General features: G+C 59.6%; 15 protein-coding genes. 12 read left to right on the top strand and 3 right to left on the bottom strand.

Annotated elements, in window-relative coordinates; translation table 11 throughout:
* Positions 1 to 394: 394 nt before the first annotated feature.
* On the bottom strand, positions 395 to 652 hold the full coding sequence (locus C4S68_RS23560; RefSeq protein WP_235011421.1) for a hypothetical protein: 258 nt from the start codon (positions 650 to 652) through the stop codon (positions 395 to 397).
* On the opposite strand from C4S68_RS23560, the gene C4S68_RS05895 reads away from it, so the two are divergent.
* The 9 genes from C4S68_RS05895 to C4S68_RS05855 all read left to right on the top strand — a co-directional run bounded on the left by C4S68_RS05895 (position 572) and on the right by C4S68_RS05855 (position 15,371).
* Entirely contained in the window at positions 572 to 1,576 is a 1,005-nt protein-coding gene (locus C4S68_RS05895) for an ATP-binding protein (RefSeq protein ID WP_235011415.1), read from the top strand. The genes C4S68_RS23560 and C4S68_RS05895 overlap by 81 nt on opposite strands.
* A complete protein-coding gene (locus C4S68_RS05890) occupies positions 1,573 to 2,238 on the top strand; it encodes a response regulator transcription factor (protein WP_103931994.1) in 666 nt (221 codons plus the stop codon). Before C4S68_RS05895 ends, C4S68_RS05890 begins: the two co-directional genes overlap by 4 nt.
* Before the next feature lie 891 nt (positions 2,239 to 3,129).
* Positions 3,130 to 4,161: a LacI family DNA-binding transcriptional regulator gene (locus C4S68_RS05885; protein ID WP_103931993.1), complete on the top strand. Its 1,032-nt coding sequence runs from the start codon at positions 3,130 to 3,132 to the stop codon at positions 4,159 to 4,161.
* Between the two features lie 18 nt (positions 4,162 to 4,179).
* Positions 4,180 to 5,157, top strand: a complete 978-nt coding sequence (locus tag C4S68_RS05880) for a carbohydrate kinase family protein (RefSeq protein ID WP_103931992.1) — start codon at positions 4,180 to 4,182, stop codon at positions 5,155 to 5,157.
* Between the two features lie 311 nt (positions 5,158 to 5,468).
* A complete protein-coding gene (locus tag C4S68_RS05875; RefSeq protein ID WP_103931991.1) occupies positions 5,469 to 8,807 on the top strand; it encodes a TonB-dependent receptor in 3,339 nt (1,112 codons plus the stop codon).
* A gap of 78 nt (positions 8,808 to 8,885) precedes the next feature.
* On the top strand, positions 8,886 to 11,729 hold the full coding sequence (locus C4S68_RS05870) for a PIG-L family deacetylase (protein WP_160115017.1): 2,844 nt from the start codon (positions 8,886 to 8,888) through the stop codon (positions 11,727 to 11,729).
* Positions 11,730 to 11,753: 24 nt separating this feature from the next.
* Positions 11,754 to 13,106 carry an APC family permease gene (locus tag C4S68_RS05865; RefSeq protein ID WP_103931989.1) on the top strand — a complete coding sequence of 451 codons (1,353 nt, stop codon included), beginning with the start codon at positions 11,754 to 11,756 and terminating at the stop codon, positions 13,104 to 13,106.
* The gene (locus tag C4S68_RS05860; protein ID WP_103931988.1) at positions 13,103 to 14,020 is read left to right on the top strand and encodes a carbohydrate kinase family protein; all 918 of its coding nucleotides are present in this window, start codon (positions 13,103 to 13,105) and stop codon (positions 14,018 to 14,020) included. The genes C4S68_RS05865 and C4S68_RS05860 overlap by 4 nt, the downstream gene beginning before the upstream one ends.
* A complete protein-coding gene (locus C4S68_RS05855; RefSeq protein WP_103931987.1) occupies positions 14,010 to 15,371 on the top strand; it encodes a family 4 glycosyl hydrolase in 1,362 nt (453 codons plus the stop codon). The genes C4S68_RS05860 and C4S68_RS05855 overlap by 11 nt, the downstream gene beginning before the upstream one ends.
* A gap of 773 nt (positions 15,372 to 16,144) precedes the next feature.
* Here the strand turns inward: C4S68_RS05855 and C4S68_RS05850 are convergent.
* Together C4S68_RS05850 and C4S68_RS05845 are read right to left on the bottom strand one after the other, a co-directional pair.
* Positions 16,145 to 17,239: a beta-propeller domain-containing protein gene (locus C4S68_RS05850; protein ID WP_103931986.1), complete on the bottom strand. Its 1,095-nt coding sequence runs from the start codon at positions 17,237 to 17,239 to the stop codon at positions 16,145 to 16,147.
* A 107-nt stretch (positions 17,240 to 17,346) separates the two neighbouring features.
* Complete coding sequence (locus C4S68_RS05845; RefSeq protein ID WP_103931985.1) at positions 17,347 to 19,749, bottom strand: glycoside hydrolase family 95 protein; 2,403 nt, start codon at positions 19,747 to 19,749, stop codon at positions 17,347 to 17,349.
* A 541-nt stretch (positions 19,750 to 20,290) separates the two neighbouring features.
* On the opposite strand from C4S68_RS05845, the gene C4S68_RS05840 reads away from it, so the two are divergent.
* The 3 genes from C4S68_RS05840 (at position 20,291) to C4S68_RS05830 (ending at position 25,926) form a co-directional block, all read left to right on the top strand.
* Positions 20,291 to 20,803: a hypothetical protein gene (locus tag C4S68_RS05840; RefSeq protein ID WP_103931984.1), complete on the top strand. Its 513-nt coding sequence runs from the start codon at positions 20,291 to 20,293 to the stop codon at positions 20,801 to 20,803.
* Between the two features lie 132 nt (positions 20,804 to 20,935).
* Positions 20,936 to 21,991, top strand: a complete 1,056-nt coding sequence (locus C4S68_RS05835) for a Gfo/Idh/MocA family protein (RefSeq protein WP_235011414.1) — start codon at positions 20,936 to 20,938, stop codon at positions 21,989 to 21,991.
* A gap of 566 nt (positions 21,992 to 22,557) precedes the next feature.
* Complete coding sequence (locus C4S68_RS05830) at positions 22,558 to 25,926, top strand: TonB-dependent receptor (protein WP_103931982.1); 3,369 nt, start codon at positions 22,558 to 22,560, stop codon at positions 25,924 to 25,926.
* Positions 25,927 to 26,052: the final 126 nt, after the last annotated feature.

The following is a 26,052-nucleotide window of genomic DNA, read 5'->3' as shown; positions in this document are numbered from 1 at the left end:
AGCCAGCGTAGGGCAGATCAGCGCGCGGTCGAGGCTATCTGGAAGCCAACACAGGCTATCTTTTGGGCGAGGCCCACGTGCGGGCTTCGCAGGCACGTATTGTGGACAATAGGGATGTTGCGTGAGTTGTCGAGCATCCACGATTGCATCGCCCCGCTTGCGAGTCGCTATGTTCTCTCCGTTCGTGCCGCTAGATCGATGGAGCAAGTCACGTGTCCTCTTCACATCTGGCGCGCTCATTCTCCTCATCGCAGGCGTGGATTGGCGCGTTGCCGACGACATCCCTCTGGGCTTTCTTTATTTGGTGCCGATGTTGATGCTCGGCAGAGTACTTACGCGGTGGCAGATTGTGCCCACGGCCGCTGTACTCACTGTCTTGACGGAGAACTTCGATTCATTCTTCTGGACCTTCCGAACGGGTCTCCCGAGGGATGTTCTGTACTTTGCGGCATATCTCGCGATCGGCATCTTCGTGAATGAATCGGCCCGAAACCGACAGATCATCGAGCGGCACGTCAGCGAGATCGAGCGCGAGAGTGCAGCCAGGCAGTTGGCGGAAGAACAACTGAAGGTGCTCATTGAGACCAGCCCTGCAGCGATCTTCACCACCGACGCGGATGGCTGTGTGGTGATGGCGAACGATGCCGCTCATCGCATGCTGGCGCTAGCACCCGGTGACCTTTGTGGACAGCTTCTCGATCGCTTCTTTCCCGGGCTATCGACGGTGCCGCATCACAACCTCAGCAGGCACTTCTTTCGCACAGTGATGCAGTCGCGAGGAGTCCGCGCGGACGGCGATACATTTGTAGCCGAGATCTGTTTTTCGACGTACGCCACGAAAGCGGGTGTGCGTCTGGCGGCGATGGTGCTTGACTCCTCCGAAGAGCTACGAACGCATGAGCAGAGCAGCCTACACCAGATGCTCGTCGGCTCGCGCATTGCCGTCTCGGCTGTCTCGCACGAGGTGCGAAATGTGTGCGGCGCCATCAAGGTTGTGCATCAGAATCTTGTGCGCGGACTGGTTCTCAAGGGCAATAGTGACTTCGATGCTTTGGGGAATTTGGTTGTGGCGCTCGAGCGGATCGCGGCGGTTGACCTCGGTCAGTATCCTGAGAACAACACAGCGGTCGACCTGATCGCGGTACTCGATGATCTCAAGATTGTGATTGCTCCTACCGTCCAGGAGGGGGACATTGAATGTACTTGGCATGTTGACTCAAGCCTCCCTCCTGTCTGGGGCGATCGAACCAAGATCATGCAGATCTTTCTTAATCTGATCACCAACAGCGTGCGGGCTCTACGTCAATGCGACCGAGAGCGGCGCTTGAGTGTCACAGCGCGCTCCACGCACGGTGGTGTGGCCGTCGATGTGGTGGACAATGGCGGAGGCGTGTCGCGACCGCAAGAACTCTTCCATCCATTTCAGCCTGGTGCTCGGGCGACGGGCCTTGGCTTGTACCTCTCTCGCGCCTTCGCCCGATCGTTTGGTGGCGACCTTCGATATTGTGGCCAAGAGGGGGTCGCTTCTTTTACCGTGAACTTCAATGCGGTTCCCCTAGAGGACAGCGGGCCATGACCGACATGGTTCGCATCCTGCTGATCGACGATCACACGATCTTCCGCGAAAGTTTGCTTCGTCTGCTTGTCAGCGAACCAGGACTTGAAGTGGTGGCTCATTGCGCCACGATCACTGAAGGCCGCGACATCTTAGCGCGAATGGACGTTCATATTGTGCTTCTCGACTATGACCTGGGTGAAGAAGCCGGAACGACGTTGCTGACACATCTTAAGGAGAGGAATAGTGCGGCACGAGTGGTTATGCTCACGGCAGGCATGATGCCTAGCGCGACTTTGACCGCGATAGACGCCGGTGTGGCTGGTGTTGTGCTGAAGCATAGTGGGACGTCACAGCTTCTCGAGGCAATTCGCAAAGTCGCTAACGGCGGCACGTGGTGGGATACGGCGTTTCTGAGATCGATTCTCTCCGGTAGCGACAAGCCGAACGATGTTCCAGCGAAGCAAACGCGGGACCTGACCAAGCGACAACAGCTCGTCCTGCGTTGCATCCTCGACGGGCTCTCCAACAAGGAGATTAGCGCTCACTTGGAGTGCTCAGAGGCAGCGGTGAAGGCAAGTATTCAGGAATTGTTTGCAAAGGCAGGCGTTCGGACCCGCACGCAATTAGTGCGGATCGCCATTGAACGGTTTTCCGCTGATTGGCTGCAGGGTATGCCCTAATGCTTGCAACCAAGAGTTCGAAAACGTCCTATCTAAGCCAGCCATTCCCAATGATAGAAATGAGTTACCGCGTCCTGGCCCCTTTCGTGGCGATAATAGGGGTTCGGCTGCTCTGAGAATGCCGACTTCTCCATGGGCATCCCCTACGAGCGATCCAGCAGAATGCCTTTGCCATGCTACGTAGCGCAACCTAGCCTTAAACTGGCAGGCAAGTCCACCGCGTGCCTTTGGCTGGGTGAATTAAATGACGTCCGAGGCACGTGCTTCCCATCCGAGAGACAGCCCATTAAGCCTGGCGCTCGCACCGCGTTGCCGCTGGCAGTCTGCGACAGGCGTTGCGGGGTCCCCGGTCAGAACGACAGCAGGCACCGCGGCGAGCCGACGAGGTTCCTGCATCTGAAACATGGAAGCTGCCTTTCGCAAGAGCGCCTTCGAGGACCATCTCCGTCGCTGAAACCGACCTGCAGGTTCGTCGAGCGACCGGTCTTCGTTGGCTCCGCGTAGGACTTGGGACGCTGATATGATACCTGCTGTTGCTCGCATGTTGCTGATTTCATTGATGAAGTTGCGTGTGTGAAGCAGTGATGGCTGGCGGTCTCATGTCGAAACATACAACCTCGAGCGGGGAATGGATTAGTCCCATCCGGGGACTGTTGGACGAGTTGCCCCTGTCACAGGCTGATCTGGCCAGCCCCCTGGGCGTCTCCCGGGCCACCGTCACTCGGTGGATGAAGGGAAGCCACGAACCTGCCAGCGCTTCCTATCTGGCGATGGGAAATCTCCTCGGCTATCCAAAGGGTGGTTACTTCTGGGAACGAGCTGGAATGGAGCGCTCGAATGCGTTTGAGGAGCGGCTATCGCACTTCACGCTAGAATGCCTCCATCTCCTGTATGGCCATTCGTCTCCGAGACATCGCGAAAGATCTGAACCTATCCACGATGACCATCTCCAAGGTCCTGCGTGGGCAGACGGACGTCAGCGCGGAGACCAAAGCCCGCGTGCTCAAGCGCATGGAGGAGCTCAATTACCGCCCCAACATCACCGCCCGCAGCCTCCGCACCGGGCATACGTACACGGTTGGTATGGTCGTACCGCGGCTCGAAGGCGCATTTACCCCGCTGCTCGCCGAGGCTATCAGCGAGGTTTTCCGCAAGGAGGGGTACAGCCTGATTCTCGCCTCTGCCGATGGCGACGCGGAAAACGAAGAGCGCGAGACAGACTTGCACCTCAGCCGACAGGTTGACGCTTTGCTCTTCTGCCTGCGTGACGATGCCTCCGATCTTCCTCAAGCCCTGCGTGAGCCGACAACGCCCGTCGTCCTTATCGGCCATCGCCCGGCAAGGGTCACCTCGCTATCCATTGGCCTCCGTGAAAACGAGGTTGGCTTGCTCGCTGCGCAACACCTCCTGGAGCGCCGATGCCGGCGTATCGCCTACCTGCGAGGACGCCGTACCGCCGTCGCCGATCAGCGCTCGGCAGGGTTCCGCGACGCCATGCGCGAGGCCGGAATCACCTTGAGGCCGGAGTGGGTGATGGAGCTCGAGCCGCACATCGGACTGGACGGCGAGCCGGAGACGGAGTTCAAGGCTGCCCGTGCTGCTGTCAGGAAGCTCATCGCCTCGTCGCCCCGGCCGGATGGCATCGTTTGTTCCACGGATCTCGCAGCCGCAGGGGCCTGTATCGCGCTCCGTGAGGCTGGCTTCTCCGTTCCCGAGCAGGTGCAGGTTATGGGCGTAGGGAACACCCCCGCCCTGTGCGAGCCTTTTGGCCTCACCAGCCTCGATCTCGCTGCCGCCGAGATCGGTCGCCGGGCAGCCCGCATGGCGCTTCGCCTCATCCAGAAGAGCGATGTGGCGTCGCTGCGCAGCGTAAGTCTCTCGCCGGCCGTAGTCGCGCGGTCTTCCACGCGCGTGCCCAGTTAGGAATCGTCAGGAGTCACGATGGCAATCAAGCAAGCCTCGACCCGCAACTTCGACCTGGTCATCTTCGGAGAGTTCTTCTCGGACATGGTCTTCTACAACCTTCGCGCCCAGCCGCGTTTCGGAGAAGAGGTAAAAACCGATTCATTCCTCATCGCTCCTGGAGGGGGATTGGCGACTGCGGCGATCGCGGCGAGCCGCCTCGGCTCCGCGACGGGAATCCTTACGCGCGTCGGCGCGGATGCTCCCACGCTGCCGACCTGGAACCAGATCCTGGGGGAGGGCCTGGACACCTCCGCCTGCTCGATCCTGCGTGATCAGCCTACCGCTCTCACCGTATCCATCGCGTATGGATCGAATCGCATGATGGTCACGCACGAGCCGATCAACCACCAGCTGGAGGAAATGCTCGCGCAGCCGCCGGTGCAGGCAAAGCTCCAGCGGGCGCGCCATGTGCACTTTGCCTGCGCGCTGCGCCGCCCGCGCGCATGGGCGCCGGTCATGAGGAAGCTCCGCGAAGAGGGAATTACCGTCTCCGCCGACTTTGGCTGGAACCCTGAGCTTTCCCCCACGCAGCTGCACTCGATCGTCAAGGACTGCCAGTTCATCTTTCCGAATGAGCACGAGGCCAAGGCTATCACCGGCGCCAGCGACGCCTCGCGCGCGCTCGAAAGGCTGCAGGACTGGGTTCGTGTGCCGGTAATCAAACTGGGCAAGCGTGGGGCAATGCTCATGGCCGGAGGCAAGGTCTATCGGCAGCCCACGCTGCCCATACCGGTGGTGGACGCGACGGGTGCGGGCGATGCTTTCGATGGAGGCTTTCTCCATGCCTTCCTGCATGGCGGCGACTGGGACACTTGCCTCCGAGCCGGAAACATCTGCAGCAGCCTCTCAGCATCGCAGCCCGGAGGATCGCAAGGGTTGCCAAACCCCAAGGAGTTCCGCCGCCACATGGCCGAGCTCAAGGCACAGGCCGGGCGAATGCAGACTCGCGGCTGATTCTGGTTTCGCGAGGGCACGTGTTTTCCAGTGCCGCTTGGTGTCGACGACGTTGGTGAAACGGGCAGCGGAGGGAAGCACGATTCCCTGGCAAACGGGTCCGCCAGACTCATGTCGAGCAAGGCTTTCATAAAAATCTGTTGACAACGAAACCCGTCGACGCTACGCTTTGCACCAATCACGTTATCGATAACGATATCGATAGAGATCTGACGATCTGCTAGAGTCCCGCGAAGCGCCCCACACGGGCCCTGGTCGTTTGGCCCTCTTACTCTTCATCGGATCGATGCAGTTCGAAGGGAGACTGGAAGATGATCCCATCAGTTTGGTCCAAACCCATCCTGGCGTGCGTGCTGCGCATGTCCGTTCTATTGCTGGCTGTTCTGCCGGCGATGCGAGCGCACGCTCAGTTCAATAACGGCGCTATCGCGGGAACGTTACGCGACAGCTCCGGCGCTGTGATCCCCAATGCGGCGGTCACGATCCGCAACGTCGACACCGGTGTCGTCACCGCACTGAAGACCAACAGCGACGGCGCCTATGAAGCTCTCGCACTGATTCCTGGTTCTTACACCGTAGAGGCGACCGCACAGGGGTTCAACATAGCGAAGACCGCCAACGTGGACGTGCACGTGAAGACGCGCGCGCAGGTGGATCTCACGCTCTCCGCCGGCGCACATAACGAAGTCGTTGAAGTGAATTCCGCTGCTCTGGCGCTTCAGACGGAGTCCGCCGATGTGGGTAATGTGGTTGGCAAGCAGGAAATCAACGATCTTCCGCTGAACGGCCGCCGCTACTCCGATCTCGCGCTGCTGGAGCCGGGCATCTTCAAGGATCCCTCCGCTGCCAATCCCGCAGCCGATCGCTTCAGCTCGAATGGAAACCTGGAACTGCAGAACTACTTTGCTCTCGATGGCATCGACAATAACTCCGGTTCAGAGAACCTGCAGGAGGGCTCCGTGCAAAACGTGCAGCCACCACCGGATGCGATCCAGGAGTTCCGTCTCCAGACGCGCACGTACTCCACGGAATGGGGCAACTCCGCGGGCGCGGTGGTAAATGCGACCACGAAGAGCGGCACCAATCAGTTTCACGGCGATGTGTGGGAGTTCGTTCGCAATAGTGCGATGGATGCGAACTCGTGGGTGAACAAGCATGGCTCGACCGTGTTGCCGAAAGGACACTTCAGCCAAAACCAGTTCGGCGGTACCATCGGCGGCCCCATCAAGCGTGACCGGATCTTCTTCTTCGGCGACTACCAGGGGTTGCTTAGCTCCACCGCGGACACCGTACTCTCCGTCATCCCGACGGCCGCGATGCGCACAGGCGATCTTAGCGAGCTTTCCAGCCATTATCCGCAGTATCACTTCGCGCCGACCCAGACCAGCCAGACCGGTTGCATTACGAACAACGTTATCGCCTCCAATTGCATCGACCCGGTTGCCAAGGCCCTGATGGCGCTGATGCCGAACCCCAATAACGTGACCTCCAGCGATGGCAAGTTTGACGGTTCGAACAACTACGTCAACGTCTACCAAGCTCCGGCCAAGAACAACTCCTTCGACGGCCGAGTTGACGAGACCATCAACTCGAAGAACACGCTCTTCGGCCGCTACAGCTTCCTGCAGCAGCACCGTCAGGATCCGCCGTGGACTGGAAACCTGGCGATCGGCAACGGCGGCTTTGCGACCGACTACAACATCCGCAACCAGAGCCTGGCGCTGGGCCTCACGACGGTCCCGACATCGTCGATCGTGAACCAGGCGCGCTTCGGTTGGACGCGCGACAGCGCCCATAGCAATCCCATCGGTGTGACGCTGGGCCAGTCGGCGGCCTCATCCATCGGACTCAACGGTATTCCTTCAAGTCCCTATACCGGTGGCCTCCCGCCGTTCAACATCTCCGGTGGCTTCCGTCGCATTGGCGTCGATCTCTATCGTCCCCAGTTCCAAGCCGCGCAGGTGTGGCAGGCGATCGATAACCTGACGATGCTCAAGGGCAACCATAGCCTGATGTTCGGCTATGAGTATCGCCGCGACACGCTGAACTTCTTCGACCTCGCGGCGCCCCAGGGATACATGGCCTTCACCGGCCTTTTCTCTTCGACCAACGGCTTCGGGATGGCGGATTTCCTGCTCGGGAACGTCGCGCAGACGATCTACGATTCGCAGGTCGTCGTGCATAACTTCCTCTACGGTCATTCGTTCTATGGGCAGGACACCTGGCGCGTATCTCCGAAGTTCACACTGAACTACGGCGCACGCTATGAGCTCTTCTCGCCATGGTTGAACCACAACAACCGTCTTGCCAACTTCTCGACCACGGGCGGTGGCTCGATCTACACAGCGGCAAACGGCGGCTGGCTGCAGCGCAGCACGCTGAACCCGGACAAGAACAACGTCGCTCCTCGCGTCGGCTTCAGCTATCAGGCCTTCCCGAAGCTCGTCTTCCGCGGTGGTTATGGCGTCTTCTATCAGTTCGTCAACCGTATTGGCTCGGAGTCGCAGCTTGGCCAGAACCAGCCCTTCCTTACCTACGTCCTGGACAGCCGCACCACAACAGCCTCAACGCCGGTGTTCCAGCTGCAGAACGGTTTTCCAGGCGCAACGTATGCGAACTCCGTTGCCCCCCTTTATATCCAGAAGACCAACTGGCAGGACCAGAATCAGCGTACGAGCTACATCCAGCAGTTCAGCTTCGGCCCGCAGTTCCAGTTGACTCCCAGCACCGTGGCCGAAGCCGTATATGTCGGCAATCTCGGAAGCAAGATGAACAGGCTGCGCAACGCCAATCAGGGGCAGGTTACGGCCATCACCGGCGGGGCGCCGACGGTCGTCTTTCCCTACGCCAACCTCAATAGCGGCGGAACGCATGCCTTCCTCGAAGAATCCACGGACGACGGCGTCACCAACTACCAGGGTCTCGAGTTGAGCCTGAAGCGGCAGATGTCTCACGGCTGGTCCTACCAGGTGAGCTATACCTGGGCGCACAATTTCTCTGACTTCGCCGACAACCTCACCGCCGGCTCCACGCCGCAGAACGCCTACGATTACGAGCATGAATACTCGCAGGCTCCCATCGATCAGCGCAATCGCTTCGTCGCCAGCACGCTCTATCGCCTTCCCATAGGCAAGGGCGGACTGGTGCTGAACAACGACTCGAAGGCCGCAAGCCTCATCGGTGGATGGCAGGTGAACGCCATCGTCACCATGCAGGCGGGGCTGCCCTTCAGCATCACTGCGGTGGACAATAGCCAGACGGGCGGCAGCCATGCAGCGTACGCCAACTGCACCGGCGATGCGTTCTCCGGCACCACGCGGAACCGGCAAACCATCTCCACCCAGGCGGCTGCAGGAACGTATCTGAACATCGGTGCCTTCAGCCAGCCCTCCAGCGGCACCTTCGGCTCCTGCCGTCCTCGTGGATACGCTGGTTCTGGCTCACAGAACGTGGATGGCAGCCTCTTCAAGCAGTTCGGTTTTACTGACGTTCGCAAGCTCGAGCTGCGTTTCGAGTTCTTCAACCTCTTCAACCACGCGAACTTCGCCAACCCCGGCAGTGCTATCAACTCGCCCGCGACCTTCGGCAAGGTGAGCAGTGTCGTCAACACCGCGCGTCAGGTCCAGATGGCCGCGAAGTTCTACTTCTAACCCTCCAGGATGCGAGCCGGCGTTTCTTGTACGCCGGCTCTACAGACTTCGGATCGCTGCCTCAGGATGAAACCGAGTATGCTCCGCTCCATGTATTCCCGCGTTCTGTATCGCCGCGTTGCCTGTTCTTCGCTTGCAGTCGCCGCTCTGTGCGCGGCGCCCGCCGCCACCTCCCTGCGCGCGCAGGATAACGGCGTCAAGGCTGACGCTCTGCCTATCCCACCTGATCAGGGCGCTGCCGCCGCGTGGCAGGCGATCAAGAAGCTCCACACCCGCGCCAGCGTGCTGATGGTTGTGGCGCATCCGGACGACGAAGACGGCGGGACCCTGGCCTATGAGAGCCGCGGCATCGGCGCACGCGTCAGTCTGCTCACGCTCGACCGCGGCGAAGGCGGTGCGAATGTGATGAGCTCGGACTACTGGGACGCGCTTGGCCTGGTGCGCACGGAGGAACTGCTCCAGGCTGGCCGCTACTACGGGCTCGACGGCCAGTACTTCACCTCGATGGCGGATTATGGCTTCTCGAAGGAACTCGATGAGGCCCTCGGGCAGTGGGGCCATGATCGCGTTCTTGAGCAGGTCGTCCGCGTCGTGCGTACTGTGCGACCGCTGGTCATCGTCTCCGTCTTTGTCGGCGGACCCACGGACGGCCACGGCCAACACGCGACTGCAGGACTGATGGCGCAGGAGGCCTTCAACGCTGCCGGTGATCCCACGAAGTTCCCCGAGCAGATCACCAGGGAAGGGCTCAAGCCCTGGAAGCCGCTCAAGGTCTACGCCCGTGCACCCATCTTTCGTGTCACCGAGAAGGGGATGTACGACTATGCGACGCACTCCTGGGTTCCGGTCGGTGTTACGAACCATGTCACCGGTAAGTGGGAGCCGGGCAAGCCGTCCGTTACGGTCAACATTCCTACCGGTACCTTCGATCCTATGTTGGGGGACAGTTACGTGGACATCTCGCGCACTGGCCTCGGCTTCCAGAAGTCGCAGAACGGCGGACCTGGGGTGCCGCTCGTCAGCTCGCAGGACTCGGCGTATCACCGCTTCGGTTCGCACATCGACGCCGAGGCCACGGAGCGGACTTTCTTCGACGGTATCGATACGACGTTCGAAGGCATCGCCGAGCTCGCACCGTCAGCACCTGGCACTTTGCGCGATCAGCTCAAGCAAATAGACGGCCACATCTCTGCCGCACTCTCCGGCTTCACTGCGGTGCAGCCTTCGGCGGTAGCACCGCACCTCGCTGAAGGAAAGCTGGCACTCGAGAAGCTCATCGTTTCGATTGAAGCCGGTCCCTTGGCGGACCAGCTTTCAGAAGAAGCCAGGTACGACATCCTCTCAGAACTCCGGATGAAGGATAAGCAGTTCAATGATGCGCTTGCGGCGACTCTGCAGGTCTCGCTCGAAGCCGAAGTGACGCAGCCTCCTGCGCCTGGCGCCGATCCGATGATGGCCATGATGCGCGGCTCGCGTGAGACCTTCCAGATGGCCACGCGCGGACTCAGTTTTCCAGTGAAGGTGCATCTCTACCAACCTGCGGCCGAAGGCCTTGCGATCGAGAGCGTCGGCCTTGAGTCGTCTGCGGAGAAGGCCTGGCACGTCGAGCCCGCGAAGGCTCCCGCAGAGCTGACTGCGGCGAAGGCTCTCGATATCGTCTACAAGGTGACCGTTCCTGAGGATGAGCCTTACACGAAGCCTTACTTCACTCGCAGCAACCTCGGCGAGGCCTACTATCAGGTGGACCCGAAGGCGCCGAAGAATGTCCCGCTGCTCGCGTATCCACTCACGGCCAAGGCCACCTTCCGCTACCACGGCGCGGCCTTCACGAGTACTGGCACGGTGCAGGTCGTCAGCCGCGTCACCGGCCTGGGCACGGTGCGCAACCCGATGCCCGTGGGCCCGGAGCTGTCCGTCTCGCTCACACCTGCGGCGGGCATCGTGCCACTCGACATGCAGCACACCTCCGTCACAGTGCGCGTGCGGAACAACATGTCAGAGTCAGCCGAGCCGGAGGTCTCTCTCGCGCTTCCCCCCGGCTGGACGGCTACGCCTGCAACCAGCACGCTGCACTTCAAGCAGCCCGGAGAAGAGCAGAGTGTCAGCTTCGATGTCACACCGAAGGTGGCGGACGGCAAGCAGTACACCATCACCGCTATCGCTTCGCTCAAGGGGAAGAAGTTCGAGCAGGGCTACACGCAGATCGGCTATCCGGGTCTGCGGCCGTACTTTCTTTACGCTCCGGCGAAGTACGAAACGACAGGCACGGATGTAAAGATCGCTCCAGGCATTACCGTCGCCTACGTCGAGGGCAGTGGCGACGATGTTCCCGTAGCGCTCGAGCAGATGGGCGTGCACGTCACGTATCTCTCCGCGCAGGACCTTGCCGGTGGGAGCCTCAACCGCTTCTCGACGATTGTGCTTGGTGTTCGCGCCTATGCCGTGCGTCCTGACCTTATCGCTAATAACGCGCGCCTGCTGGAGTATGTGCACAACGGCGGTACGGTGATTGTGCAGTACAACACGCCGGAGTTCGACCACAACTACGGCCCATACCCCTACGTGATGAGCGGCGATCCAGAGGAGGTTACCGACGAGAAGTCCATCGTGAAGATCCTCGAACCTTCAAATCCGATCTTTACCTGGCCGAACAAGATCGATACGAAGGACTTTGACGGCTGGATCGAGGAGCGAGGCTCCAAGTTTCTGCAAAGCTGGGACAGCCACTACACGCCTCTGCTGGAGACGCACGACAAAGGGCAGCCCGATCAGAAGGGCGGCCTCGTCTATGCTCGCTATGGCAAGGGCATTTATGTTTACAACGCGTATGCGTTCTATCGCCAGCTTCCTCTTGGCGTTCCGGGCGCTTTCCGGCTCTTTGCCAATATGCTGAGCCTGCCAAAGAATCCTGACGTTCACTAGGAGCCGGGACACATAGAAGGAAGTATGCAGCAAACGAACACCAGCGCCGGACACCTCGAGCGGGGGATGGGCCTGTGGGGCGCCATCGCCGCCAATGTGCTCAACATGGTGGGCGTCGGCCCGTTCCTCACCATCCCGCTGGCGCTTGCGGCTATGGGAGGACCGCAGGCGATGCTCGGATGGGTGCTTGGAGCAGTGCTCTCGCTATGCGATGGCATGGTCTGGGCCGAGCTTGGCTCGCGCTTTCCAGACTCCGGCGGTCCCTACTATTTTCTCCTGTACGGCTTTGGCGAGCACGGCCTCGGTCGCCTGCTCGCCTTTCTTTTTCTCTGGCAGTCACTGCTTACAGGCCCCATCTCCATCGCATCGGGCGCCGTTGGCTTCGCGGACTACGCCTCTGTCTTTCATGCCCTCACGCATACGCAACGGGGCTTCATCGCGATGGGCGTCTGCCTGCTGAACGTTGCGCTGCTCTACCGCAGCATCCGCTCGATTGCTACGATCTCAGTGCTCGTCACCACGGTGGTACTCGCTACCTGCCTTTGGATATTCATCGCCGGTGCAACGCACTTCCACGCCTCGCTCGCGTTCGACTTCCCCTCCGGCGCCTTCCACCTCTCTCGCGGCTTCTGGATGGGCCTCGGTTCATCCACCCTCATCGCAACCTACGACTACGGCGGCTATGGGAACGTCTGCCTGCTTGGCGGGGAGATCCGTCATCCGCGCCGCACCATCCCGCGCGCTCTCATCGCCTCCATCCTCCTCGTTGCGGTAATGTATCTCGCGATGAACCTCGCCATCATCGGTGTGTTGCCCTGGAGTTCGGAACTGCACTCGACCGCCATCGTCGCCGACCTGATGGCCGCGGTCTACGGTCCATGGGCTCCCCAGGCCGCGAGCCTCCTCATCCTCATCGCCAGCTGGGGCTCAGCGTTTGCGATCCTGCTCGGCTACTCGCGCATCCCGTACGCCGCTGCTGTCGATGGCGCCTTCCCCGCGGCCTTTGCGCGACTAAGCCGGAAGCACGGTACCGTCCCTGTCACGTCGCTGCTCTTTATGGGCCTTCTGTCTGCGGTGCTCTGCTTCTTCACGCTGGAGACCCTCATCGCTGCGCTCATCATCGTGCAGACGCTATTGCAGTTCATTGCGCAGTGCGTGGCCGTTATCCGGTTGCGTGTGCTCCATCCGCAGGCTGAGATCTACCGCATGCCGCTCTTCCCGCTGCCCGCCCTGCTGGCCATCGCGGGCTGGCTATACATCCTCGGCACCAGCAACTTGCGCTTCCTCGCAACGGCCGTCCTGCTGGCTGTTGTGGGCGTCGCGTATTACCTCGTCCAAGCCCATCGCAAACAGGAGTGGCCGTTCCGGCACGCATGAGTTACGACGTCACAGTGATCGGAGAGATCTATCTGGATCACGTCTTCAGCGGCTTCGCCGGTTGGCCTGGCCCCGGGGAAGAGATCTTCACCGACAAGTATCAGTGGGAGCTCGGCGGCGGCGCCGTCAACACCGCCTGTGCGCTCGCCCGCCTCGGCCGCTCTGTGCAGCTCATCGGCGTCGTCGGCCGGGGTGAGTTTCCCGCCATCGAGCAGCGTCTCGCGCACTTCGGAGTCTCCGCGGGCAACCTTGTTCTCTCCGACACCCGCACCGGCGTCACCGTCAGTGTCTCCGTCGCGGAGGAGCGCACGCTCTTCAGCTATCGCGGCGCCAACGAGCATCTGCTCGCGCTGCTCGAATCCACTCCCAGCCTGTTGCGCAGCGCTGCGGAATCCCGCCACGTGCACCTCGCGCTGCCACTGCCCGCAGGCTCCATAGCGACCGTCGTCCGCGTTCTCGCGTCGGATGTCGCCACCACTTCACTCGACGTCGGTCACGACGTCGCGTGGCTCCAATCCGATTCCAGCGCGCAAGTGATGCAGGCCGTGGACTACCTGCTCCCCAACGCGAAGGAAGCGCAGGTGATGAGCGGCAGCGTTTCCGGCTATCTCGATCGATGTCGTGCCTTGGGCTGCAGCGCTGTCGTGAAACTTGGAGCCGCTGGTGCGGTGATGGTCGCCGAAGGCCGTGAGGTGCGCGTCGCTCCACCGTCAGTTCAGGTGCTCGATACCACCGGCGCGGGCGATGCCTTCGACGCCGGGTTCATCGATGGTCTGCTCGCCGGCCTGGACCCTCGTGGCTGCCTCGAGCTCGGCTGCATCTGCGGCTCGCTCTCCACGCGCGCCGCCGGCTCGCTGGAAGCGCTGCCCTCGCGCGAAGAGATCGCAATCGTGAAGGAGACGCATGTCGCGTAAGATCGGTTTTCTCGGAGGCGGAGGTGTTCGCACCCCCCTCGTCATCTTCGGCATCAACGAGGCCGCGCGAGAACTCGATGCCGCCGAGTTCGTCATCTACGACATCGACGCCGAGCGCGCTGAACGCATCGCGCAGCTGGGCCGCGAGATCGTCCGACGAGAAGGCGGCACGCTGACGATCCGCGTCGCCACGACTCAGGAAGAGGCCATCGAGGATTCAAGCTTCGTCCTCAACAGCGTGCGCGTCGGAGGCATCGAGACCCGCGCACGCGACGAGCGCGGAGCAATCGCGTGCGGCTACCCAGGCCAGGAGACCACCGGCCCCGCTGGGATCGCGATGGGGCAGCGCACCATTCCTGTCGCCATCGCGCAGGCCAAGCTCGTCGCGAAGCTCGCGCCTGAAGCTTGGCTTATCAACTTTACCAACCCCGCCGGTCTCATCACGCAGGCCATTCTGCAGCACTCGAGCGCGAAGGCCGTCGGTATCTGCGATACGCCTACCGAGATGCTGCACCGCATCGGCGAAGCGTTCGGCGCAACCCCGGCGGACGTGCAGTGCGACTACGTCGGCCTCAATCACCTCGGCTGGGTTCGACGCATTCTGCTGCGCGGCGAGGATGTCACCGACCGCGTCTTCGCGGACGACGCCATACTCCGCGCGCTCTACTCCGCGCCACTCTTCGATCCCGAACTCATCCGCGCTTTGCGTCTTTTGCCCACCGAATACCTCTTCTTCTACTACTCCCGCACGCGCGCCCTCGCGAACCAGCTCAAACAGGGAAGCACTCGCGGTGAGCAGATCGCGCAGATGAACGAGTCGTTGATGAGCCGCTTGATGAGACTCCTTGCGAACCATGAGGACGGCGCTGCGCTCCAGGCCTACATTGACTACCTCAACCTGCGCTCCGGCTCTTACATGAAGCTCGAGGGCGAAGGCCGCTCCGCCTTCGACGGCGAGACGCTCGACGCTGATCCCTTCCGCGCCGCTTCCGGCTACCACCGCATTGCGCTGGATGTGATGCGCGCCCTCAGCTCCAGCGAAGAGCATCGCGTCATCGTGAACGTCCGCAACGGCTCCACGCTGCCCGAGATCGCGGCGGACGATGTGATTGAGACCACCTGCGCCATTGGAAACGGGCAGATCCGTCCGCTCACTATCGATCCCACGCCCGAAGCCGTCCGCGGCCTGGTACTTGCGGTCAAAGCCTACGAACGCGCCGCCATCCGTGCCGCCATTACCGGCAGCACCCGCGACCTCCGCGCCGCGATGCTCCTTTATCCCGCCATCGGCGAGTGGGAGCCGAGCGCCGAGATCCTGAAAGTTCTACACCTGCGATCTGCACATCTCTGAGTCGCTTCTTCCCTCATCCAGGGCCGTATCAACAAGCTCGGATCTGGCCGAAGACTAACACTTCAATTAGCTCTGGAATACCAAGATGAATGAGCGGGTCTGTTTGGCTTGATTTGTATCAGTTGTACTTATAGGAACGGGGCACAACGAGCCATATATGGAGAGCGGCGAAAGGCACGGGGCGGAACAGGTGGTGAGCCTCCTTCGCAGGTCTGAGTAAGGGCAGCGGACGGCAAGACGATGTTGTTGGCCCGAGACGAAGCGTTGATCAGGGAGAAGACTTGCTATCGGTGGCATCGTGAGCAAGGCGGTCTGCAGGTGGACCCGGCGAAGCAGCTTGAGGTGGAAACGCTAAGCCGAAGCAACTGGTGGCGAAAGTGAACCTGGTGACCCAAGACCTGATCCGGCTGGAGGTCGAGAGTTCGGCTGTTGTGGTTCTCTTGAAGGGAGAGCGGAGAGCCGAGTGATCAGCCTTGGTTTTCTTGAACCAGTCTGAGTGATAGAGACTGGGGCCAGAGGGCGGGTCAACAGGCCGATTCCCCAGCTTGAACTTGGCTTAGTCTTTGGGTTTTGGGTCGGTACGCAGTCTCTACGATCAAACTGGTACAAATTCGGCCGGGCAGACCAGGGTCACAGGGCGTAGGACTCTTCCTGAAATGCAGAGGAAAGAGATGCTCGTTGGCGATTTCCATCAAGGGCACCGACGCGATTTCAGGATCTCTTGATGAGACGCTCGAAACATCGGGCTGGAGATCGCGGTGGCATTTGATCACTTAGTGTTCCGATTCTCCTGGCTTTTCGGGAATTCCGGAGTCATCGAGGACTTGCACGGCTGATGCAGGTCCAAAGTGTGTCCAGTCCTGAAGTACCCAAACCACCTTCTTATCGCGCGTAACCTCGACCAACTGCGGACCGTGATGACTGCCGCCTCGCGAGCAGATGACGGTGTTCCCGTTGGCCAGACGAGTCGCAGACTGTGAGTTTTGATAGTCGAATTGTGGCGGGAGGTCCTTCGGGGTGATCTGCCATACGATCTTTTTGTCAGGGGTCACTTCCAGAGTCTTCACATCATGCTCGTCGGTGATCAACGTATTGCCGTTCTTGAGTCGAATTGCGGCCCACGGAGTTGGGACGTCGTAGCTCCAGACTTCGTCGAAATTCTTGTCGTATTCGACGACTTTACCCATGGTCAGGAACGGGACCAGGTAGGTTCCTTGTGCCGTATAGCGCACGTGACGAAATTGTGGATGTACGCTGTGGCGATCCGTGTAGCTGGGAGCGGGCAATACGTGGTCCACTTCAATCGCATTCGTCTTTATATTGACGACCATCAGGTGAGGCGGCAGACCGTTCGCGATGAAGAGCACCTTGTCTCGACCTATGGGCTGACACGCATGGATTTCAGTACCAGCCGGAGCATCGTATCTCCAGACCACCTTCTTGTCCGGGGTGACTTCTGCGATGTATTGCATACGGGTGAAGAGCACATTGCCGTTGGACAGCATCCATACGTCGTCGTACTCGTTGCCAGATCCGGTTGAATACGTCCAGATGATCCTGCCCTTATCGACCAGAAACATCTTGTTGTAGCCTTCGCCGATATAGAGCATGGAGTGCTGGGCCATTCCTTTGCCGGGCAGTCCGGGGGGGACAGGCAAAACAACCTTGGGAGGAGAGACCTCTGTCTCGGACGGCCCCAAGCTCGGTACATTCGGTGCCGTGAAAAGCGGCAGGACCTTCTTGAACCAGCGAACCTCGTTGTGCCCAGTAAAACTACCCGCTTGTCCCGAGGTGGAGAGAAACGCCACGACGATTGAGCAGAGAATAGAGGTGCGAACGTTTGTTGAGCGGAGTTCCTTGAACTTCATGCTTGTTTCCTCGGATAGCAGGAGATCGCAGTCGTCTGAACTCAGAGATTGATACGTGCATCAGCAGACGTCAGGAGGCCTTTGAAAGATCTCAAGGTTGATGCGGATCAAGGGATGGCGGTGAAGACATACGTTTGGCCAACCTTGGTGTCGACTCTGATATCAGCGTTATCCACGCGCTTAAACGTGACACGGTTGCCGCTCGAAGTGCGAACCGTGGCGCCTGCAATTGCCGGATAGCGCAACTTGAGTGGACCGCCGGCTTTAGAAAGGATCTCGAAACGGTCGGCATGTCCATTGGACCAGGTCGCCGAGACCTCGAAGGCGCCGCGCGCAAGCAAGCCCCGATAGCTGCCCTTCGGCCAAGCCTTCGGAAGCGCAGCCAGAGGAGCGACGACCTCCTCGTGGCTCTGCAGAAGCATCTCGCCAACACCGGCACTCACACCCAAATTGCCGTCGACCTGAAATAGCTTCGCCGTGGTGGAGTCCCGGTGGTTGTTCCACAGGTTGTACATCGCATGGTTCGACTGCCATGTGTGGTAACACGCATAGGCCTGGTTGCCATCTCCGATACGCGCCCATGTGGCTAACCGCTGTGCCACGGCCCAGCCCGGAGTGCCCGCAGTCAGTCCACGGCCTTCAAGCGAAACCTTCGCCGCTGCCAACCAGGCTGGCGTCGTCGAGTTGATCAACTGGCCCGGATAGAGCCCAAGCAACTGCGACATATGCCTGTGGTGAATCTCTCCAATCGATCCATAGGTCGTCTCTTCGCGATACTCCTTGATCTGCCCCGAGTCACCAATCACAATCGGGTCGAGCCTGGGCAGCTGAGCCTCGAGAACCGGAATCAACGGGTCGTGGAGATCGAGGATCCGAGCCGCCTCGATCGTGTCGCGGAAATTCTCATAGATCATCTGCTGATCAAATGTCGCGCCAACCGTCTGCAGACTGTTGGCATTTTCCGGCGATGACGATGGCTTTGCGAGCAGCTTGCCATCGACATCCTGGACGAAGCGCGACAAGAAGTTCGCCTGTCCACGCATGGCCGGATAGACGAGCTGGCGGAGAAGTTTTTTGTCGCGCGTGAAATCGTAGTCGTCCCAGAAAAGCATCGTGGTCCACGGTCCGGTGCCGAACCCGGAATGGCTCGTCTTACCACTACGCTCGTAGGGACGCATGGAATTGCCGAGCGCCCAGCCGTTGTCACCGTCGGCAGCTAATCCGGAAGGGTGATATTGGGTGAGGTACTGGGTTGCGAGAGATTGATGGGCAGGAAGATAGGCTCGATAGAAATCAAGATACGGATCAAACAACTCTGGGAGGTTGGTGTTAAATGCGAGCCAGTAGTTCATCTGCTGGTTCACGTTGTGCCAATAGCCTGCTGTCCAGGGAGGGTCTTGATAGACGTTCCACACGCCCTGCAGGTTGGGCGGCAACGCTCCAGATCGGGAGGAAGCGATCAGCAGATAGCGGCCGAACTGGAAGACCAACTCGTCCAGGTAACTGCTCGATTCGCCCGATCGCACCCGATCGATCAGCTTGTCAGTGGTTATCGACGGCATCGGTGTGTCGAGGTTGAAATCTACCCGGTTATAAAGCTTTGTGTAGTCCGCCTCGTGGCGCGATAACAGGTCGTCATAACTGCGGGCAGCCGCCGCAGCAATGGCTTCGCTGACCTTCTTGTGGGGGGCCGGAAAGCCGTTCAGCTTCTCCAGTCGATCAGTAGCCGAGAACACCTGGGAATTTCCGATCGGATAATTGGTGCCAACGGCAATCAGGATCACTGCACTGGTCGCGCCCCGCACGCTGATGGAGCCACCATCAGCATTCTCCGCGGTTAGTGTTCCTCCCTGAGGGATTACCTTGAACTGTCCCTCAAACTTGATCCCGTAATAGTCCATCGTTCCCGCGAGCGTGATGGAATTGCCGTCAGCCTTTACGGTGCCGTGCTTGCCGCGGTTGTCGTCTTTGGTGTGGCGAAAGTCGGCAAGATAGGGAATAGTCGGACGGAGAGTGAAATCCAAGGCGCCGGCCTTCGAAGCCCGCAATCGAACCACGAATACCTTGTCAGGGTAGCTGGCGAAATATTCCCGCTGGTAGCTTACGCCTGCATCGTCGTAGGAGACATGGGCGATGGCACTGTTCAGGACCAGGTCCCGCGAATAGTTGCTGGGCGCCGTGTGCGGAAACTCAAGAAAGACCTCGGCAAAGTTATTCAAGCCGCCGATCTTCTCCGTCGGAGCGTCCACCAGGCTGTTCTCGGTAATCTGTAGCCGTTCCTGCTGCACCCCGCCAAACACGTTCACGCCCATATAGCCGTTGCCCATCGGCAGCGACTGACTGACCCATCCATCGTTGTCATTGGCAGCGGGATGGTCGTACAGGAGCCGCAACGGAGTTCCCGAACGGTCGGCAGCCGAGTTTCGGGCGGCATCTCCCGCGCGAACATGCTGCGAGAGACCGTCGGGCGCTGCGAGCAGGATGACAACGGCTAAAACGATCAATCGCATGGCAGATGATGTCCTTTTCGGAAGATTCAGAAAATCACCTGGCTACACCACCTTCTGGTGGGGTAGCTTGATTTTCATTCGTGCAATGTAATTTACCCTGCGAATCGCAAATTTTACCAGTGAATGATTTCAGGGCTGTCGCGATGCTGGAAGTTGGGCATGGTCCCACGGAAGCAGTCGAGCCTTTCTTCGCTGCTCGCCCCGGAACCTGTGACGACAAAGTTCACGGCAATAGGTTGTTCGGAGATGCCGATATCGGAAGGTCCCGAGGTCGCCGCGAAATGATTGATGCTGATAGCGAATCCGTTGCGCAGCTCTATGTTCGCGTCGCTTCAGGCATCGGCCGCGGAACGCCAGTGTTCGTTGAGGTGCAACCCGGGCGGTCTGCCTGGCTACGGAATAGCTCTATCTTGCGGCACCGATTCTCATTGACAGCCGTTAGGTTTTGCAAATAAAAGATTCGGGGCTTCTGCAGGCCCCCGAATTGCGTTCTAAGCTTCTTGACGAGGCGGAGCGCTCCCTGCGAAGGAAGGGATGCTGCATGGTACTGGTGAGGCGGCCGAAGCGACTGGCATGGGTGATGCTTGCCCTATCGGTTGCATTAGAGGCCGGCGCGCAGGAACTTGCGGCGACGCGCAGCCAGTGGGTCCACTTCGACCATTTGGGGAGGCTGGTCTACCAGCATCTGAAGACGGGCAAGAGAATCCTCGATTTTTCTTATACCGGCTACATGGGCGGCGGTGTTGCGCTTCCGGATGTTCCTGTGAAGGCGAGGGTTGCGCCCACCGGCGGCGATGACAGCGCGTTGATCCAAGCCGCGATTGATAAGGTTTCGAACTTACCCCTGTCACCAGGGTCGGCGAACTGGGGCATCGGCAATCGCGGGGAACAGTTGCTGGACAAGATGAAGACCTACGATCCCGGACCGGAGTTGCCGGTCCTGCCACAGGGATTCATCGAATCGCAGGGAACTCCTGTGGTCCCGGCAAGTCTTTACCTGGAGCAGATGCGGGAGCGTCTCGGTGTCCAGGCGGTGAAGAACATCGGTTATTGATCTACCGGTCATCAGTCCGGTCACGGGCCTGCATGGCGCTTTATAGAGTGGCTACACAGGAGGTGCCTGGATATGTCATTTTCGCGACGAGAGTTTGGTCGTCTTAGTGCGCTTGCCCTCGCAACGCCGCATCTGAATGCGGCTACACGCTCGTGGGCAGCGCCAGACACCCAACGGGTTGGGTACTGCGTCATCGGGCTCGGTCGCATCGCTGCGCACTTCCTGGCAGGCGTGGCGAACTCGCAAAGCTCCAGGGTCACAGCGCTCGTCAGCGGTCATCGTGACAAGGCGGAAAGGGTCGCCGCACAGTATGGCGTGCCGATGGATTCGATCTACAGCTACGAGGAGTTCGATCGGATTGGCGCGAATCGAAACATCGATGCGGTGTACGTGGCGCTGCCGAACAGCATGCACGCTGAGTACACGATGCGCGCTGCCAGGGCTGGCAAGCATGTGTTGTGTGAAAAACCCATGGCGATCAGTTCTGCGGAATGTCGCCAGATGATTGAGGCCTGCACGGTCGCGCGCGTGAAATTGATGATCGCCTACCGGCTGCACGACGAGCCCATCACGTTGAAGGCACTAGCACTTGTCAAGAGTGGGCAGCTGGGGCCCTTACAAGCGATGGAAGCCGCCAATGGCTTCAATATCAAACCGGGCGAATGGCGCTACACCAAGGCATTGGGAGGTGGGGGATCGTTGTTCGATGTGGGCATCTACTGTATCAACGCATTCCGCATGTTTGCAGGCGGAGAACCCTCGGACTGTCACGGGCAGGTATCCACGATGGACCATGATGGGCGCTTCAAGGAGGTTGAAGAGAATGTCTCCTGGCTGATGAGGTTTCCCTCCGGCGCGCTGGCCACCGGTGCTTCTACGTATGGGGCGGATATGAGCGGCTACTATCGGTTGCATGGCGCTTATGGCTGGCTCGAGGTTGGCTCGTACACCTACCAAGGGCAACACATCCAGGGTCGTTATGCGGAAGAGCCGACACGTGATGCAAAGCGTATCGACATAGACGAGACCAGCGATGAACTGGATCCTATGCAGTTCGTCCGCGAGGCCGATCACTTCGCGGAATGCATCCTGCAGAACAAGACACCGAAGACGCCGGGCGAAGAAGGCCTGGCTGACCTCCGCTGCATTGAGGCGATCTATAGGTCAGCAGGAGCACTGCTGAGCTAACGAATCGCTACGAATCCAATATGGTTGTCCGCCGCGGCCAAGCTCGCTGTGGAGTGGTCGGACCGCCTCTTGCAGTGCCCCATCCCTGTCTGCTGCGTGCTTTCCCTGTACCGAGATATCGTGGGGTGGGTGACGCGAGCGTCACCGCGTCGGCAGATGCTGTGCAGCCGTTTCGAAACGTATATGTCGCGGCGTGCAGGATCGCGAGTTCATGGCGGAGAGCACGATTGGCCCAAGACCATCTCATCGCATTCTCCGCGTCTCTGAGACAGCCCTTTGGCCATGCGGTGGTCGGGAGGGGCGCATCGGGATTTCGGACATCGGCAAATTGATCGAAGATCGAACTTTACTTGACAGTCTCCGACAGTTGCAAATATAAACATCGCTCATCACTAATGAATAAAAACTACTCGCCGGCAAGAGAGCGAACGACTGCAAGAACTGTATCCGCAGCCGCGTTCCAGCAGAGCAGAAGCGCAGCTCGCGCGGCGTTGCACGAGCAGGCCTGTCTCTGCAGCGGGAATGCGATAGCAGGACGGAATGGTCCAACTCTGAGGAGGCACTAGATGAACGACCTGGTATTTGCGCATCGTTGGGCGCGGCTGATATTTACCGTGTTCGGGGCACTCTTGTGCCTGTCGTCAGGCACGCGGATGGGCGCACAACTGACGACCGCCACAGTCACGGGCAGTGTCACGGATCCCTCCGGAGCCGCGATCCCTGGGGCAGAGGTTCTGATCTCCAATGTCGACACGCACTACACAGCGAAGGCGGCAACTGACGCAACGGGAGCCTATCGCGCAGATCTAGTGCCGATCGGCAGATATACCGTAACCGTTGAAGCGCCTGGGTTCCAGCGCTATGCGCAGCAGAATGTGACCTTGGAGGTCAACGCGCAGGTGCGCATCGATGCACGCCTGACTCTCGGCGCCGTCTCTCAAGAGGTCACAATCACAGAACAACCACCGGCGATCAATCTCGAAAACGCAACGGTGGGCCGCACCATCAGCACCAGCGAGGTCGAGGACATGCCCATTCTCGATCGGAACATTTACAACCTCTTGACCCTCGTACCAGGCGTGCAGAGCCAGAGCAACGGTAATACTCTCGGCTACCCACAGGAGGTGGTTCAGATCAACGGCAGTACCACGGAGAACAACACTGGTGCGGTGAGCTACTACCTGGATGGCGGCCTGAACATGACTGCCGTGCGCATGACGGGTAACCAGATGCCAAGTCCAGAGGCGCTGGCCGAGGTCAATGTCCAGACTAACAACTACAGTGCTTTATATGGCCGCATGTCCAGCGGTGTCGTGAGCGCAGTCACCAAGTCGGGGACGAACGTATTCCACGGGTCCGTATACGAATTTCACCGCGAGACGAACTTCAATTCAAATTCGTGGGTGAACCCAACAGTAGCGCACGGAGCTATCGTCCGGTCTCCGGTTCATCGTCACGTCTTTGGGGGCGTTCTTGGCGGCCCGATCAAGCGCGACCGCGCTTTCTTCTTCTTCGATTACGGAGGGTACCGCGACATCGCTCCAAAGAACTTCTCGGGTGGTGCAAATCTCCCAACCGCAGCAGAGACGACAGGGGACTTCAGCGCGCTGCTCCCGAAGACGAGCGGCACGATCACGAGCTGCAATCAGACGTTGTCTGCAGCAGACAAGGCTGCGGGAGACTTCATCGTATGCAACCCCACGACGAGGAAACCGTACGCGAACAACATCATTACCGACCCTCTTGATAGTGCGGCGCTTGCAGTACTGAAGTCGCTGCCCGCAGCGAATGCCACCAACTCCGCCGGCCCAACCTATGTCGGGAATATCGGTTTGCCTAGTAGCTACAACGAGTACATGGGTAAGGTAGAAGACCAACTCACGGCGAAGCAACGGATTGTTGGGTCGTACTTCTATTTGAAAGGCGAGAACACGGTCTTCCCAGGCAGCGGCAGTATGCCCTGGGGAGTGCAGTTGCAGGACTACAGGCTGCATGTAGCCAACGTGAGCGACACGATCACGCTGAGTCCTAACAAAGTGAATCAGGTATGGGCTACCTACACGCGCAGCTTTGGCGGTCGCGTCAACTCTCCGGGGAAATCGCTGGCGGATTTCGGTTCGACGTTTGCGGGGCAGGGGCAACTAAGCCTGCCGCAGATCTCGGTGACGAACTACTTTTCGCTCACGAATGCGATCTCGGGACCGACTGCCGGAACCAACTTCTATTCGGTGCGGGATCTATTCATCTGGACCCTTGGCCACCACACGCTGCAGCTTGGCGGGGAGGGTTCTCTGAACAAAGACATCCTGCTCACAGAGCTGAACAACTACGGGGTATGGGGATTCCAGTCGAGTACAAGCGCTCGGACTGGCAATGCCCTAAGCGACTACATGCTGGGCCTTGCGAATAGTCAGACGCAGGATGCTCCTGTTACTGCGATCGATGACTCTTTCTTCTACTCGCTCTTTGCGCAGGATGACTGGCGCGCCACACCGAGGCTAACCTTAAACCTCGGCTTCCGTTGGGATCTGCAGACTCCCCCTACCGATCCACAGAACAAAGAGTCCACGTTCGTCCTGGGGCAGCAATCGACGGTCAATCCGTTGATGCCAACCGGCGAGCTTGTTCCCGGAGACAAGGGGATTACGCGAGGGATCGTTGCACTCCCCGCCCTCCACTTTTCGCCCCGTGTGGGCCTCGCGTGGGACCCCTTTGGCAACGGTCGCACATCGGTCCGTGCGGGGGGCGGCATCTTCTGGGGAGGTATGTCCGGAAACGAGTGGAACAGTACATCAAACTACTATCCGTTCACGCTGCGGTATACCTTTCCTGTCCCGGGCACGCTGGCGAACCCGTATAAGAACTCGCCGTCCCCGTTTCCGTTCAACTACGTGCCGGGGGCTGTCGCTGCAGCACCGGCCGGGGCTGCGATCTTTGGCATGGCGCCCATGTTGCGTTGGCCTCATACCTATCAGATGAATCTTTCCGTGCAGCAATCCATCACGCGCACCTTCGTCGTGGGCGTGGCGTATGTCGGTGCACTGTCGCGCCATCTGATCTATACGGCCGATCTCAACTACCCGGTCTTCAACACAACGACGCCGACGGCGAATACGACCACGAATGTGCTCCAGCGTCGTCCCATTGACACAGGTGTACTTGGAGCGATCAATCAAGCGCAGTCGAGCGCCAATTCGAACTACAACGCCCTGCAGGTTACATTCCAGAAACAGATGCGTCACGGCATCAGTTTCAATGGCTTCTACACGTTCAGCAAGAACATCGAGAGTTACGGGCTCGATACTGCCGGCGAAAATGACATGAACAACCTGCAGTTTGACAAAGGGCCAACGGATAACGACGTGCGGAATCTGTTCAAGCTTTCAGCTGTGTGGCAGCTGGACTACGTGCATCACAATCGCTTCATGGAGGCTGCCCTCAACCACTGGAAGCTCTCTCCGATCGTCACGGTGCGGAGTGGGACTCCGTTTTCGGTCACCACGGGTACCGACAACAATGCTGATGGCTTTTCCGGGGATCGAGCGAATCAGACTGGAAATCCGTACAACAGCTCGATCAACCACAAGAGCCGCACCGCGGAGGTCAGGAACTACTTTGACCGAACGATGTTCTGTAGCTTCACCCTGGCAACCCCCTCGGCATGTCCTGGCATTGGTCCACTCGGTTCAGATGGTTCTTCGCAGCGCGACGGTTACTACGGACCCGGGTCTCGTAACCTGGATCTTGCAATCTTGCGGGACTTCCCAATCCGCGACCATATCGTCTTTCAGCTTCGCGGTGAGTCAACGAACGTGCTCAACCTCGTCAACCCCAGCAACCCCAATAGTTCGATCGCTCTGGCATTGACCTCCAATCAGATCACGGGCGCGGGTGGCATGAGGCTCATTCAGATCGGCGGACGCCTGACGTTTTGAGGCGGTCGTCGGTCCCAGCGTTGGCAAGAGAGTCATTCGTGGGAGCGTTCAGGCGGCTGCATACTTTGGGCACCGGCGCTCCCGTCTTTTGACGGTCACGGTTCTGATCATGCGGTCCAGCACGTG

Source organism: Bryocella elongata (assembly GCF_900108185.1).
GTDB classification, from domain to species: Bacteria; Acidobacteriota; Terriglobia; order Terriglobales; family Acidobacteriaceae; genus Granulicella; species Granulicella elongata.
Note: the sequence above shows the minus strand (reverse complement) of the source record. Positions and strands in the feature narration are given on the sequence as shown.

Excerpts from the sequence above, each read along its gene's own strand:
- C4S68_RS23560 (WP_235011421.1), bottom strand. The coding sequence starts at position 652 with ATGAGCGGCATCGTTCGCCATCACCACACAGCCATCCGCGTCGGTGGT.
- C4S68_RS05890 (WP_103931994.1), top strand. The coding sequence starts at position 1,573 with ATGACCGACATGGTTCGCATCCTGCTGATCGACGATCACACGATCTTC.
- C4S68_RS05885 (WP_103931993.1), top strand. The coding sequence starts at position 3,130 with ATGGCCATTCGTCTCCGAGACATCGCGAAAGATCTGAACCTATCCACG.
- C4S68_RS05880 (WP_103931992.1), top strand. The coding sequence starts at position 4,180 with ATGGCAATCAAGCAAGCCTCGACCCGCAACTTCGACCTGGTCATCTTC.
- C4S68_RS05875 (WP_103931991.1), top strand. The coding sequence starts at position 5,469 with ATGATCCCATCAGTTTGGTCCAAACCCATCCTGGCGTGCGTGCTGCGC.
- C4S68_RS05870 (WP_160115017.1), top strand. The coding sequence starts at position 8,886 with ATGCTCCGCTCCATGTATTCCCGCGTTCTGTATCGCCGCGTTGCCTGT.
- C4S68_RS05865 (WP_103931989.1), top strand. The coding sequence starts at position 11,754 with ATGCAGCAAACGAACACCAGCGCCGGACACCTCGAGCGGGGGATGGGC.
- C4S68_RS05860 (WP_103931988.1), top strand. The coding sequence starts at position 13,103 with ATGAGTTACGACGTCACAGTGATCGGAGAGATCTATCTGGATCACGTC.
- C4S68_RS05855 (WP_103931987.1), top strand. The coding sequence starts at position 14,010 with ATGTCGCGTAAGATCGGTTTTCTCGGAGGCGGAGGTGTTCGCACCCCC.
- C4S68_RS05850 (WP_103931986.1), bottom strand. The coding sequence starts at position 17,239 with ATGAAGTTCAAGGAACTCCGCTCAACAAACGTTCGCACCTCTATTCTC.
- C4S68_RS05845 (WP_103931985.1), bottom strand. The coding sequence starts at position 19,749 with ATGCGATTGATCGTTTTAGCCGTTGTCATCCTGCTCGCAGCGCCCGAC.
- C4S68_RS05840 (WP_103931984.1), top strand. The coding sequence starts at position 20,291 with ATGGTACTGGTGAGGCGGCCGAAGCGACTGGCATGGGTGATGCTTGCC.
- C4S68_RS05830 (WP_103931982.1), top strand. The coding sequence starts at position 22,558 with ATGAACGACCTGGTATTTGCGCATCGTTGGGCGCGGCTGATATTTACC.